At 38.5% G+C, this 14,363-nt stretch carries 8 protein-coding genes; 5 read left to right on the forward strand and 3 right to left on the reverse strand.

Annotated features, from left to right (window positions below; translation table 11 throughout):
• The first annotated feature begins 12 nt into the window (after positions 1–12).
• Positions 13–6,165 carry a hypothetical protein gene (locus QM481_RS09875; RefSeq protein WP_283381629.1) on the forward strand — a complete coding sequence of 2,051 codons (6,153 nt, stop codon included), beginning with the start codon at positions 13–15 and terminating at the stop codon, positions 6,163–6,165.
• Between the two features lie 143 nt (positions 6,166–6,308).
• Entirely contained in the window at positions 6,309–8,432 is a 2,124-nt protein-coding gene (locus QM481_RS09880; RefSeq protein ID WP_283381630.1) for a fibronectin type III domain-containing protein, read from the forward strand.
• 113 nt (positions 8,433–8,545) lie between these two features.
• Here the strand turns inward: QM481_RS09880 and QM481_RS09885 are convergent, their stop codons facing one another.
• Positions 8,546–9,058, reverse strand: coding sequence for a DUF1905 domain-containing protein (locus QM481_RS09885; RefSeq protein WP_283381631.1), 513 nt, complete (start codon positions 9,056–9,058; stop codon positions 8,546–8,548).
• Between the two features lie 343 nt (positions 9,059–9,401).
• Between QM481_RS09885 and QM481_RS09890 the strand changes: the two genes are divergently transcribed.
• Entirely contained in the window at positions 9,402–9,938 is a 537-nt protein-coding gene (locus QM481_RS09890; protein ID WP_283381632.1) for a cupin domain-containing protein, read from the forward strand.
• 283 nt (positions 9,939–10,221) lie between these two features.
• Here QM481_RS09890 and QM481_RS09895 read toward each other — a convergent pair whose 3' ends face one another.
• Complete coding sequence (locus tag QM481_RS09895; protein ID WP_283381633.1) at positions 10,222–10,854, reverse strand: sialidase family protein; 633 nt, start codon at positions 10,852–10,854, stop codon at positions 10,222–10,224.
• Between the two features lie 68 nt (positions 10,855–10,922).
• Positions 10,923–12,275, reverse strand: coding sequence for an alpha-L-fucosidase (locus tag QM481_RS09900; protein ID WP_283381634.1), 1,353 nt, complete (start codon positions 12,273–12,275; stop codon positions 10,923–10,925).
• A 260-nt stretch (positions 12,276–12,535) separates the two neighbouring features.
• On the opposite strand from QM481_RS09900, the gene QM481_RS09905 reads away from it, so the two are divergent.
• On the forward strand, positions 12,536–13,540 hold the full coding sequence (locus tag QM481_RS09905; protein WP_283381635.1) for a fatty acid desaturase: 1,005 nt from the start codon (positions 12,536–12,538) through the stop codon (positions 13,538–13,540).
• A gap of 208 nt (positions 13,541–13,748) precedes the next feature.
• Entirely contained in the window at positions 13,749–14,300 is a 552-nt protein-coding gene (locus QM481_RS09910; protein ID WP_283381636.1) for a DUF2199 domain-containing protein, read from the forward strand.
• Positions 14,301–14,363: the final 63 nt, after the last annotated feature.

The following is a 14,363-nucleotide window of genomic DNA, read 5'->3' on the forward strand; positions in this document are numbered from 1 at the left end:
TCATTCAACGCCATGAAAAAACTTTTTCTTTTTCTGAGCTTATTGATGGGAGTAGGGTTTGACTCCTTTTGTCAAACCCTTAGTGGAATCAACGTTCAAACGATTTTTCCCCCACCTTACAGCCCAAGACTCAAAGATTATGCACCCGATGGTGCCAATAACTCCTTGAGAGTGATTTTGACAAATACAACTCCTAACCCAGTCGATGTAAAGCTTTTGGGAGAAATAAAAGGACAAAACAATGGTGTACGAGCCGTTACCCGTGACTCTTACCAGCCTTCCTCGCCAATAACACTTCCCGGTAATGGTGTGCCTGTGGAAATAGAAATTTTTGGTTCGAGCCAAAACTTTTTTACTGAAAATAACATCGATATTACGGGCATCGACCCTAAATCGTTGATTAGTGGCTTAATTCCTCAAGGCTTTTACGAATTTTGTATCAAGGTGGCACCCTACAATCAGCGACCTGCAATATTGAACGGCAATGAGCCTCGTGGGTGTATCATGATTCCGATAACCTATATCGAGCCACCTCGCTTGACGATGCCAGTATGTGACCCCGTTACACCAATTCAGTCGACTAATCCGCAGAACATCGTTTTTAACTGGACTCCTTGCGTGGGTAATATTGCTGGGGCACAAATAACGTATGATTTTTACCTTGTTAGAGTGCCAGAAGGACAAAATCCTAACGACGCCATTAATAATGCGATCAATAGAAATGTTGGTAATCCATATTCGGAAAAAGATTTAGTAGCTCCCAATCTCATTTTTGGAGCCAACTATCCCGAACTCGTCAATGGGCTATATGCGTGGATGGTGGTTGCGAAAGATGCTAACGAAAAAATCTATTTACAAAATGATGGAAAAAGCGAAGTCTGCACTTTTAGAGTAGGCGCACAGGGCGAAATGTTGGCAGCAAACAGCAGTATTGTAAAGTGTAAAAATGCCAAATTTCCAGCTGATTTAGTGGCTGTAAAGCAGACTTACCTGACGGGAAAGACCATCAAGATAGGCAATTTTGATATGACCATTGACCAAGCCGTGGAATCGCCAGAGGGTTGGTCGGGGAATGGACGAATTACTTGGAATTATGTTCCGTTGAAGGTGAAATTTTCAAAATTGAAAATTAATGCCGCTAATCAAGCTATTTCAGGTTTGGCGAATGGAAGCGATGAAGGTTTCCAAATGCCAGGCATTACTCCTCCCGATTTATCGACGTATAAAAATATCAGTGTAGACTACCTTAAGACCTACACCAACTTGCTAACTAGCAAACTTTGGAATGACCTCAAAGGGCAAATGGCCGTTTCATTGCCTATTGGATATAGCACTGGCGCTGGTTTGATTGGAATCAATTATTTCACAATAGCGCCAGATGGTGCCGAAATGGGGGCATTACTCAATGTCAAAATGCCAGAGGATAACTCCTTTTTGTCGATGGCAGCCACCGAAATGTGTATGTTGCCTGACAAGCTTTTCCCCAAAAATGCAGTACTTTATTTAGTAAAAGACTTTAAAGCTCCCTATACTCCAATCACGTTTAAGCAAAGTCATTATCCACAAAATGATGGTACCTATGCTATTCTCGACGAAGACTCGGTTCGTCATGTGCATGTGGAAGCAGATTTGAATTTAGGAAAAAATGTGTTGGAATTAAACGACGAAAACGGTAATACTTTGGCAGGCGATGTCATTACACAACTCAAGTTTGATTTTAATAAATGGAACGATTGGGTTGCTACAGTGACTGTTCCCATTTTTGGGATTAAGGATGCGGGAGGAATTTCGGTAAAAGGCTTAGATGCGTTTTATGACCATTCTGATTTTCGTAATCCTCCCAATTTTAACCCACCAGCCGAATATGATGGCGAAAGAGGTAATACTTTTAAAGGACTGTATTTACAACGAGTAGATGTATTGTTACCAAAATCACTAGGTGGAGGAGGTAATAATCGACTCAGTTTTGCTGCATCTAATATGGTTTTTGATAGCGACGGACTCACTGCACGTTTTACGCCTTCACGTTATCCGCTGTTGGATTATACGACTGGTAAAATGGGGAAATTGGCTTTTTCTGTAGATTCTTTTGAGGTATTGATTGTCAAAAATGCTTTGATACGAGGCAATATGGTGGGTAAAATACAATTGCCTATTAGTTCCGATGTGCTAGATTATACTTGTAACCTTCGCAATGGTATAGATTCTCTCAAAATCTTGGTAAAACCTAAACCACAAGGATACAACGTGCCAGTATTTATGGCCAATATGAAAATAGCGCCTAACTCAGTTTTTGTGATTGGCTTGATAAAGGATAAAGACCCAGAGTTTTTGTTTTCACTCAATGGCACTTTAACCTTAGATTCTAAACCACCACTCAATATGGTCGTGCCTGACCTGACTTTTGAGAATTTCTCTCTTTCAACTTTCAAAGCCTTGGGTGGTGACGAAATTGCTGGAAGTGGCATTTATCTACAAACAGGTGAATGGTATCTGGAGGGAGGACTGGCAGGAGAACATGAAAAAGACCCTGCTAATAAAGACGTAAAAGGCGGTCCTCACGAGGATATTATCATGACTTCGGCAGTAGCCAATGGAGGTAAAGAATCAAAAATGGGAGGTTTCCCTATTCAATTGATTCCTCCAAAATTTGTGAAAAATAATATAGGCTTAGGCTTCGAATTTGGGGTAAAAGTCATGGTAGGTGGCGACGATGCCAGTTTGGCAAATGCCTCAGGAACGGTGCAGGTATTAGGAAGATTAGATTTTGTCAATGGAAAATTAACGCCTTCTTTCAAAGGAGTATATCCTTCTCGATTTACGATTGATGGACAGTTCGGTCCTGCCAATGTAAAAGGTGAATTGAAATTTTATTATAGCGATGCAAAATACGGAACAGGCTTGAGTGGATGGGGAAAGGTAAAAATTCCGAATCTGGCAACAGTCGAATCTAATATCATTTTTGGCAATACCAATGACTATTATTATGGTTATATGGATGCTTCAGTGGTGGCAAATCCTGGGTTTGTATTAGTGCCACCGCTCACCTTGACAGGTTTTGGTGGAGGATTGTATTTTAACATGAAACAAGAGGGTACAGTAGATGCCAAAATTGCTAATAAGCCACTTACCGACGCCGAAAAACTTGAGCTAAATAATGCTCCGGGCGTGACAAAGTCTGGCTTGGTGTATTCACCACAAAAAGGTGCTTGGGGACTCAAAGCTCGTGTGTACATGTCGGTGGCAGATGCTCGTTTATTGACGGCCTCTGTCGGACTTGAAGCGGGTTTTTCTAATGGTGCACTCAATAACTTTAACGCTACGGGTTCTGTCAATATCATCAGCAAAGATGGTACTCCCGACGACCCAACTACCTTGGTGAAAGGTTCAGTAGCTTTCAATTATTTGGCGCCAGGCATTTATGATGTAAACGCAGATATTACTGCAGGCATATTAGGAACAAATGTTCAAGTGCCATTGCGTGTCCACTTTGATCCACAAAATTGGCATATCAAATTAGGTGACCCTCTCGATGCCCAAAAACGTATTGCATTCAATATTTTGGACTTGAACCTTCCTGTTGTAAAAGCGCATTTGGGAGCCAAATTTTATATAGCGATGGGTAACGACTTGGGTGGTTTGCCAGAATTGCCTGCCGAAGTAAGCAATTTTATGGGAGGTGCTAACGCCGCCGCTGACCAGTATCGCAATGCCCAATATAGTAAGGTAGCTTCCAAAACGAATGTCGGTACCGACGACGACGGACGAGTTACTTCTGTGCCCAAGTTCTCCATTTTGGTAGGCGGACAACTACAAGGTAGTTTTGATGCTACTGTAGCCATTCTATCTGTGAATGCATCTGCAATTTTAGGCTTCGATGCTGCCTTAGAATATGGTATCGAATGCGAGCAAGGTGGTCAAGCCTTAGGCTGGAACGGCTGGTATGCCAATGCTCAAATGTATGCTTATCTCAACGGAGGCGCTTATATAGACTTAGATTCGTGGTTTGCCGCTGGACGTTTCAAAATATGTGAAGTGACGGCTGGCGCAATACTCAAAGGAGGTATTCCAAATCCGATGTGGATGAGCGGTAGGGTAAAAGTTCAAGGGAATGTATTGGGTTTAATCAAAATAAATACAGGCTTTGATTTGGCTTTTGGTGAACAATGTACCCCTGCCAACAATAAGGATAATGGGTTGGATGGTATCGAAATTATCGGTGATATTTCTCCTGCCAATGGCGAAAATGCTGTAGAAACCGATGCACCCATTACCGTAACATTCAACACAAGCATTGGGCAAGATTATGAATTAGCAATGCCTGATAATACCGTCAAAACATTCCGTTTTAAACTAAAAGAATACAAGCTTACGTATGAAGACAGTAAAAATGGCGGTCGTCTAACCACATTTGATGGCTTCCAATCACCTGAATGGGTGAATGATAATCAGCAATTGATTTTGTCGAAAAACAAACATTTTGCCTCAACTTCCAAACATAAATTCAGTATTTCATTAGGTATTGAAGAAGTTGGAGGAAAAGGTGATAATGCCAATCGTTCAGAAGAAAAAACAGTAGAGTTTTCAACCGCCAAACAACCTGATTATATCAAGTTTAGCAACGTAAATTATACTTGGCCATTAGAAGGACAAAATTATTTCCTAAAAAATCAATTGCCACAAGGAGTGATCGAAGGACAAATTCCTGATGAGGCCTTCCGTAGCACCGTAGATGGTAGCGATTCAAAATTTAGTGCTTTGTTGGCTGGAAAATATATCTACAAGGCAGTATATATTCCGAAAGATGGTGGCGATACACTTACTACAGCGGTGTATTACGACAAACAAAACCAGGTAAAATTTGATATTCCGAACAATTTACAAAATGATAAAACCTACCGTGTCGAAATCCGTAGAATTTATCAAAGTGCTGTAGGCTCAGCCATCAATCTCAATCAGCAACTTTTGGCGAGTGCCATGGTGAAAGAAAAAGTTACGGTGGCTAAAGCCTCAGCATTTTTACGAAGCCAAGAGGATTTTTTCTATATCAACAAAAATGCCTTGAATCGCTCGGCAACCTCTTCATCCTCGATTCCGAAATCTAAGGTAATTTATGACATTGTTTTCAAAACCAGTAAATACAGTACTATCAATGAAAAATTGTCAGCCGTAAATTTTGAAAGAGCCGAATATCGTAATACCAATAATGTGCAATCTGCGGATTACTTGGTCATGGATATAAAGCCATCCAATGGAACAGCCGAGAATTTTGACGATGCAGAGTTGTATGGATACACTCGTAATGGAAAAACCCAGCCAGCTTTATTGAATGTATCGAGTCCCATGAAAGCTGGCGTAGTCAGTTTTGATACCTATATTCAAAACGAAGTGTACACGCCTTTGGTGAATTTTGGTGCCAAACAGGTAGGTATCAACTACGGTGTTCAAGAACTGAGAAAAATTGTAGGTATTGGTACACCAGATTTAGCGGTAACCATCCAACGCCAGTCTCTGATAGGGCAAGTTGCCTCTATTGGATCAGTTAATTTGAATGCTTCTTTCAATGGCTTACAAGCTCCTGTAAATCAACCGACTTCGAATCAGCCTACTAATTCTGGTAGTGTAAAAGCAACGTTAGGAAATATCAATACGATTAGCTCTGCTTTACGAATGGACGATATTATAGGACCTTCATTGACTTTCTTCCCGTTAGAAGACGAACCTACCAGAATGTATGCTTTCGCTTTCAAGGTAGACCAAGTGGCGTATCATGATTTCTATGCAGTCAAGAATTTTGGAGAAAATATGGTCAAAACTCGCCAAGCACTGAATGCAAGTTTAGGGAATTGGAAAAACGTTTCCTTAGGTTTTGGTTCTGTTTTCGCGAATATCAATGTACAAGGAACAAGTCGAAGTTTGACCTTGAATACCTCTGCCTCCACGATGGCTCGTAACTTTAGCAATGCCGATTTGGATGTGTATAGTGGTTATCTGTCAGCCAGTTATTATACCTTCAAGCCACGGACGGGTGGCACAACTGCCTATATTACGTTGGAGTACAAACCTTATGCAGATGCACCAACCAATAGGGTAGAGAAGGCTTTCACTTTTGGTACGGCAGCATTTATGCCATCACCAATCGTAGGAGGGTATTTTAAATTTTAAGCAAAATGGGACAAAGAAAATAGGAGTGTAGATGTATGATTTGAAGCAATGGAGTAATAGTACTCAAAGTTTCTCCACATTTTTAGTGGTCTTTACAACTAGTTCTTTGTCCCGTTTTTTGATATACTTAAAACTCGTGAGTCATGAAAAAACTAAGTTATATATTCATGTTGTTGTTATTCGTTGGATTGAAAACTCAGGCGCAAAAGTCTCTCAATCCAAAAGTTCAGCTTCTTGTACGCAATTACCAAGACTCGGTCGTATTGCGTTGGGCGCCTACCAATGCAGCGCAATGGCTTATTGCTAGTCAAAAAGGTTATCGTGTTCAGAAAACGGTTATCTCAAAAGGCTCAAGTCAAGGTGTAAGTACACTTTTGACACCTAATAAAATTCTTCCTTTGACCTTTGAGGAGGTGAAATTGCGTTATTCCAAACAAGATAGTTATGTGGGTGCTGCTGTACAGTCACTCTATAATCCCAAAGTAAGCACGACTTTTCAGCAGAGTGTAGGAGGTATTATCCAAAAAAGTAATGAACAAAATAGTCGCTACGCCAGTGCGATGTTATCGGCAGATTATAGTCCTAATGCTGCGACAGTGCTTGGTTTGCGTTGGGTCGATAAGGCTGCTAAAAATCCCGATGATATTATTATGTATAAAGTTTGGATAGATACTGATGCCAAATCTAGTACTAAAGCCGATACTGCGACAGTGGTATTGTTTGCCAACCAGTTTACCAAAGTCTATGCGCCCATAACGGCAGGTATTTTACAAGGCGACTCGCAGGTTACACTTCGTTGGTATCGCATGAGTGTGGATGGTGAGTTTTCGGGGTATTTAATAGAAAGAAGTGAGGATGGGAAAAATTTTAAATCTATCACCTCTAATCCTTACATTCAAACGCCTGCTGATGAAAATATACTCAAACAAGATTCTTTAACCTACAAAGGCATTGCTAATCCTAGTTCTCTGATTACCTATATTGATTCTAATTTGGTCAACTATCGCAAATACTATTATCGCATCGTTGGGATTGATCCGTTCGGTGTATCTAGTCCAGTGTCGGATATCATGGTAGGTTCGCCAAAGGATTTTACGCCTCCTACAAAACCTAAAAATGTTAAAATAAAAGTTGTAGATAACAAGGAAGTAATTATTACATGGGAAAAAACAGGTAATACCAACGACCTCAAAGGTTATGTCATAGCCAAAGGGGGCACAGTAGCTGGGCCTTTTAATTTTGTCAAAAAAGAGGTCTTATCTAATCAAAGTCTCAGTTTTACCGACGCATCACCTGAGCCGTACACGGGGAGATATTATGTAGTTGGAGCAGTAGATACCGTTGGGAATGTAAATTATGCGATGCCGGTGGTGGCAAATATTGAGGATAGAATGCCTCCAAAAGCTCCTAATACACTCACGGCTTCGGCTACTCCACAAGGGAAAGTAGTGATAGACTGGTCCGCTAGCTCAGAGCCTGATGTCGCTATCTATAAAGTGTATCGAGCGTATCGCAAGGATGCCAAAAATTATACATTGCTCACGCCTTATGGCGTTCCTAATTCTGATTACACAGATTCAATCCCAGACAAAACATTATTGAATCGCCAACTGTTTTATAAAGTAGTAGCGGTTGATTTAAGCAATAATCATTCAGAATATTCACCTGTGGTTATGGCAAAATTACCCGATACTAATCCTCCAACGGCACCTGTTTTTGAACAAATTGTCGTAGAGAAAAACGGGATAAAACTATTGATTATCCCAAGTTCGAGTGAAGATGTTTCTTTTCATACACTATATAAAAAATCTTCGAAAGGAAGTTGGGAGGTGTTGAAGCAATACAATGGCTTATTGACAACCTCTATCAATTATATAGATACTGACGTAAAAAATAACCAACGCTATGAATACAAAGTGGAGGCAGAAGATTATAGCAAACTTAAATCTAAATCAGAGTTTTCTCAATCGATTTTGTATGTTGGTGAAAATGGCATTGCCAGCGTGGAAGGATTGAAAGTAAATTATGAACCCAATCAAAAACTTGTGACTTTAGATTGGACTTGCCGTTCAAACAACGTATCTCATTTTGTGATTTATCGTGCAGAAAATAAAGCAGCACTGAGTACGTGGCAAACGGTTGAAGCAAATAGATTTTCAGAAAAACTGGATAAGACACCAAACACCTTGGATTATGCAGTAAAAGTCTATTTCAAAGATGGGACAAGCTACAAAATGAGTAATACTGTAAGTGTACAAGCAAAATAGATTTTTTAACCATATTCCGATTGCTTAACAGTACACAATCATTTAATAATTTTTACATACATGAGAGAATAAATACCCCATTCTTGCGGCCATCCAAGTTTGGGGATATTTTTTTAATCATGTTTTCCTAAAATACGCCTAAATTCCTCTTTTCCTACGGGCAACTTTTTTAAATTCTCAATCATCATCAGTGCTCTTTCAACTCTCAATTGTGGCGATTTTACCCCATCAGCATGATGAATGATATAGCGTTGCATTCCTTTGCTCAGTCCTTGAAAACGGTCATATCCCTCTGGGTCGGTATCAAAAACTGCCTGAAGCTCTTCAGGAATTACAGCTCCATATTCACTCAAGTCTGGCTCTAATTTCACATCTACCGTCGAGCCTAGGCTTAATCCTGCCTCTTTCATTCTTTTTGTACTGAGATTAATATATGCCCATCCTTCACCTAAAGCGACCAGGCCAGCCTGCCAGGTGGTATTTTTGATGGTGCACAAAAATCTAATACCCATTTTTCCACCTAAGGCTTGAACGACATCAGGCGGAACACTCAGATAATATATTTTGAGTGGATTATTACGTCCAACCTCACTCTGAAAATGAATAGTAGAGAATGTTGCTTTCATAAGAAACAAAAGATTTAAGTAGACTATAGCTTGCAGTTCAAGTGATAAAATTGATTTTTGTTAACAAAAAGGGGAATTTATATGCCGTATAATAATTAGACGAATCTTAGTTGATAAGTGTTTAATATTCAATTATTTTTGATAGCCTTAAAGTTTATTTCCTGAAGCAACCGCACATTGTTTTAAGAAATGTATTTCTTCTCTAACTCCACAAGTAATTGCTTTAGTGTTAACCTAACTAAAGTAAAATGTCATTGCAAAAATAGCCATTAATACTTTTTATTACCTCTATTAAATCTGCTTTCGATGAAGAAAGTAGTCTGATAGCTTAAACCTTAAAATTATGGTGAAGAAAGGCACAATTCTGGAAGATAGGAATGGAAATACCTTTGAATTTATGGAGGTTAGTTCCGAAACTAATGGTAATCATACTAAAATAAAAGTATGTTTACAACCCAATCAATTAGCACTTGCTTGTCATTGTCACGAGAAGTCTGACGAAATCTATGAAATTTTAGAAGGAGAACTCACGTATGAAATTAATCACAAAAAAATGCTAGCAAAGGCAGGTGAAACCATTATTTTACCCAAAGCTCAAGCTCATAGACACTACAATGACTCAGCCAAGCCAGTAGTGATGTACTATACTATAACACCTTCGTATGACATCGAGCCACTAATAGAAACAATGATCACGATGTGGCAAAATGGCAAGATAAGAAACGGGAATGCCAACTTTTTGCAAAGTATGGTATGGGTAAACTACATGGAGAGTAAGATTTATTTTGAAGGTTTGTCTCAAAAAACACAAAATGTTTTAGCTCATATATTAGCGCCAATTGCTTCTGTTTTCGGTTACAAAAAGTTTTATCACAATTAGATAGTGGCAAAGGAGCAAAGCGTGAAACTGAAAAGTAGTCTGAGCATAAGTCATCCCTAATTTTAGGATTTGGGTTATTCTCTAAATTTTATCAAAAAAGCGGTCGGAAAATATTTTCCGACCGCTTTTTTGATACTCTCATGCTAGATATGGCTCGGTTTGAGACGCAATCATTGCGTCTCTACGAATAAAATTCTTATTAAAAATAATCACTCATTCTCTCAATCACCATTCACTCAATTTTATTTAACTAACTGATATACTTTTTACAAATAACATCTATCTACTTATTGTCTATGACTACATTAAAAACCACATCTCTTTCATCCTTAATAAGTCTTTTTACTCCTTTAATTTCCAACCTATCTCCACTAAACTCCTTTAATTCAAATAAATCTGTGTGGGTTGCGCTGTAGGCATCTAAGTTTTCAATGGCTTTGCTTTCCGACCATGTTTTTCCTCCATTATTAGAATATGCATATCTCAACTGTTTGAAGTTAACGACCGTGGTTCCTTGCGTTTCAGAATGTTTGCTTCTGGGAGCGTTATCAGTATTGTTTTTCGATGAAACATCATCACTCATTTTAAATGGATTAGGATTGGCATGAACGATAGGTTTTGTTAAAAAAACAACATACAAAGTGCCATTAGAAGTCTCAAGTATTTTGACTGGAGATTGTATATCTAGGTTATAATCGCTCGTGACAACACTCGTGGTAATATTAGTTTTTTTATTCAATAGGTATTTCTTGACTTTTATCGACGCCAAATCCGATTTGTCTTTCTCAATGGTGGCAACAAAAAGACCTCCTTTTTTATCTAAAAAAGTACCACTTGTGTTCAAGTGCTGGCTCTGAACTTTATTCGAGAGTATTAGGGTAATGAATAAGCAAAAAGAGGCAAAAAAAGTTTTCATGTCAGTACAAGTTAAAAAATAAGGTGCTTGAAATGGCTTTCAAACACCTTGATAACGAAGTTCTTATCTTATTCTTGTGCGGAGGCTTTATAAACGCCAAACTCTGCTAAATATACTTTTGCTAAGGCGTCTTTGATAGTTAATCTTACCTGTGTACTTTTAACAGTTGGGAATCGTAATAAGCGCTTGTGACCGACTGTTGTACTTTCGGCTAGCTTTTGCCAAGTCTTACCATCCCAAAATTCTACCAAAAATGACTTGATTCTTTGTCCCTCAGCAATATTTTCTTGAATCGCAATTCTGTCAAACTCTTTTTCACCATCTAGTTGTAAAATTAAAGACTGATTTACATCCAATACTTTACTAGTGCTTAACTTTTTGTCAATCAAAAGCTTATGTTTTGGGCTTACTAAATTATGAGCGAATGTTTCATTTAAAATGGCTCTAAACTTCTGAATGGCGTTCACATCAGTTGTTTCTAACAAACCATCACGGTTAGGAGGGATGTTTAACAACAACAAACTATTTCTTCCCACCGATTGATAATAGAGATTAACCAAATTTTGTGGCGTTCTAACTTTGGCGTTTTCTTTTTCATGCCAAAACCATCCTGGACGAATCGAAACATCAGTCTCGGCAGGTATCCAGTCTGGGCCTTTTTCATCACCGGTATTCAAATAATGTTCATCAGCTTTCCCTGGCGCTTGTCCTGCATTATTGATAGTCGACCAGCAAGTTTCTCCAGCGTTTCCTTTTTCATTTCCAACCCAGCGAACGTCTGGACCAGCATCCGAAAACATTACTGCCTTTGGCTGAAGCTCACGCACCATTTTCCAATATCCTTGGAAATCATACTCCATATTCTTAGCGTTTTCGCCTTTGGCACCATCAAACCAAACTTCAGCTATTTCACCATAATTAGTCAATAGTTCTCTCAACTGGTTTTTGTAATAGGTATTATAGGCGTCAGTCCCGTAACTTTTTTCATGTCTATCCCAAGGAGAAAGATACACGCCAAATTTGATTCCAACAGCTTTACAAGCTTCCGAAAGCTCTTTGACAATATCCCCTTTCCCGTTTTTATAAGGACTGTTTTTGATAGAATGTTCGGTATATTTTGAAGGCCAAAGACAAAATCCATCGTGATGTTTCGCCGTAATGATAGCAATTTTGAAACCTCCAGCTTTCAAGGCTTTCGCCCATTGCATCGCATCTAACTTAGTAGGGTTAAAAATCGAAGGAGATTCATCACCTTCTCCCCATTCTTTATCTGTGTAAGTATTCACAGTAAAATGCAAAAAAGCAGTAGTCTCTAATTGTTGCCAAGCCAATTGTCTGGCAGAAGGTTTGGGTAGTGTTCCAGATACTTGCCCCTGAGCGGTACAAGCTGCCAAAAGTAACGGTAATATGTATTTCTTCATGGTTGAAAATTGAGGTAGGATAAAAGTATTTTTCTCGATAGTCTTAATTCTTGTTAAAATACTCATGAATATTGGATAAAACACAAGAAGCTTGTCTCAACAGTGATTCATATCATTGTAAAAGGTACTAAAAAAGCATTAATTCGTAAACAAATTGATAAAACGCGAAGTTCGCTATATATTTGAAAGATTTTCGTCAGAAAATCCCCGAATCTTGAAATAGTCACATTAACAATAACAACTAAACAATTACCAAACTAATGGCATATCAAAAAGATTTTACCTATGTTACGGGCACAGAACCACACCGTACTCGTACACGTGAAATTGTAAAAGCTCACCCAGAAGTAAAAAAACTTATTACCAAAAACCCCATGACTTTTGTTTGGATTCTAGGCTGTGTATCAATGCAAATTGGTATGGCTTACCTAGTGAAAGACCAAGCTTGGTGGGTTATTTTGGCTGCTGCTTGGCTTATTGGTGCATTTCCAACGCATACACTTTTTGTATGTATCCATGAGGCTGCTCACAACTTGATTTTCAAAAAACCATCTTGGAATGTTTATGCAGGTATCGTAGCAAACTTCCCTTCATTGGCGCCAACGGCTATTTCATTCAAAAACTATCATTTGAAACACCATGCATTTCAAGGTGTTCATGAATTAGATGCAGACTTACCAGATCACTGGGAAGCAAAATTGATTAACAACTATTTCATCGGTAAAGCATTGTGGTTGTTATTGTTCCCAATTTTCCAAGCTATTCGTACATTGCGTTGTTTAGAATTGGCTGTATTCGACCGTTGGGTAATTATGAATATCGTTTGCCAATTGGCATTTGATGCGATCATTGTATATACAATGGGTTGGCCTGCATTAGGTTACATGGGTGCAAGTTTTATGTTCTCGGTTGGTTTACACCCACTTGGTGCTCGTTGGATTCAAGAACACTATTTGGTATTGGACAAAAACCAAGAAACATACAGCTACTATGGTGCATTGAATGGAATTAACATGAACGTTGGATACCACAATGAACACCACGATATGCCATCAGTACCTTGGAACAACCTTCCAAAATTGAAGGCTGCAGCTCCAGAGTTTTATGATAATTTGAAATATCATACTTCATTTACGAAGTTGTTCTTTACCTTCTTGTTTAGTCAAGAAGTAGGGCTTTATTCACGTATCGTCCGCAAAGAAAGAGGCAAAGTTACTTTGGATGACAACTCAACACCAGACATTCAGTTGTTACAAGGAAAGTAATACCCAGTATTAATTACAAAAAACCTCGTTTAATTTGATTAGACGAGGTTTTTTTGTTGTTTTTGGGAGATGATTACCTCTCTTGTTAAAATGGCCTAATAGAAAACCTTAAAGGATTTCTTTAGCTTTATAAAATCAACGGAAAGAATTGTAATTAACTTTCCTTTCGAATATGACTGTCAACTAAAATAAAAGTTAGAAGCTATCAATGGAAATATTTTCTTTTCTTGGTGATGACAATACCAAACCTATTTATTCGTGTTCATGTTGTGGGAAAATTTACGATGAATTACCACTTTGTTTTGGGACTGATTATCCTGAGTATTATTATTCTGTACCTCCTAATGAACGAGAAACCAGAATCGAATTACACGAAAGTTTGTTTGTAGTTGATGACCAATACTTTTTCCATCGTGGAAGGCTGACTATTCCAATTACAGACTATCATGAAGATTTAATTTTCAATGTTTGGACAACAATCAGCAAAGACAACTTTGATAAAAGGATGAATTTGTGGAGTGACCCAAACAGGACAAAAGAAGAGCCATATTTCGGTTGGTTACAAACAAGTGTTCCTAGCTATGGAGATACCATTAATCTGAAAACCATTTCTATAGAGCAAGAAGTTGGGTTTATTCCTGAAATCATACTAATAGAGGAAGGGCATTCATTAACACTTGACCAAGAAAATGGAATTAGCTACCAAAAAGCAGTTGAGATAGTCGATACAATTATTAGACTTCAACATAAAGCGGATTAACGGGGGTAAGCACTATCAAAATGTAATATTATTGATTAATTTGGCATAAAATAACGTCAGTGT

The organism is Flectobacillus rivi, assembly GCF_030056655.1.
Lineage (GTDB): Bacteria > Bacteroidota > Bacteroidia > Cytophagales > Spirosomataceae > Flectobacillus > Flectobacillus rivi.

Excerpts from the sequence above, each read along its gene's own strand:
- QM481_RS09900 (WP_283381634.1), bottom strand. The coding sequence starts at position 12,275 with ATGAAGAAATACATATTACCGTTACTTTTGGCAGCTTGTACCGCTCAG.
- QM481_RS09910 (WP_283381636.1), top strand. The coding sequence starts at position 13,749 with ATGGAAATATTTTCTTTTCTTGGTGATGACAATACCAAACCTATTTAT.
- QM481_RS09880 (WP_283381630.1), top strand. The coding sequence starts at position 6,309 with ATGAAAAAACTAAGTTATATATTCATGTTGTTGTTATTCGTTGGATTG.
- QM481_RS09895 (WP_283381633.1), bottom strand. The coding sequence starts at position 10,854 with ATGAAAACTTTTTTTGCCTCTTTTTGCTTATTCATTACCCTAATACTC.
- QM481_RS09905 (WP_283381635.1), top strand. The coding sequence starts at position 12,536 with ATGGCATATCAAAAAGATTTTACCTATGTTACGGGCACAGAACCACAC.
- QM481_RS09890 (WP_283381632.1), top strand. The coding sequence starts at position 9,402 with ATGGTGAAGAAAGGCACAATTCTGGAAGATAGGAATGGAAATACCTTT.
- QM481_RS09885 (WP_283381631.1), bottom strand. The coding sequence starts at position 9,058 with ATGAAAGCAACATTCTCTACTATTCATTTTCAGAGTGAGGTTGGACGT.
- QM481_RS09875 (WP_283381629.1), top strand. The coding sequence starts at position 13 with ATGAAAAAACTTTTTCTTTTTCTGAGCTTATTGATGGGAGTAGGGTTT.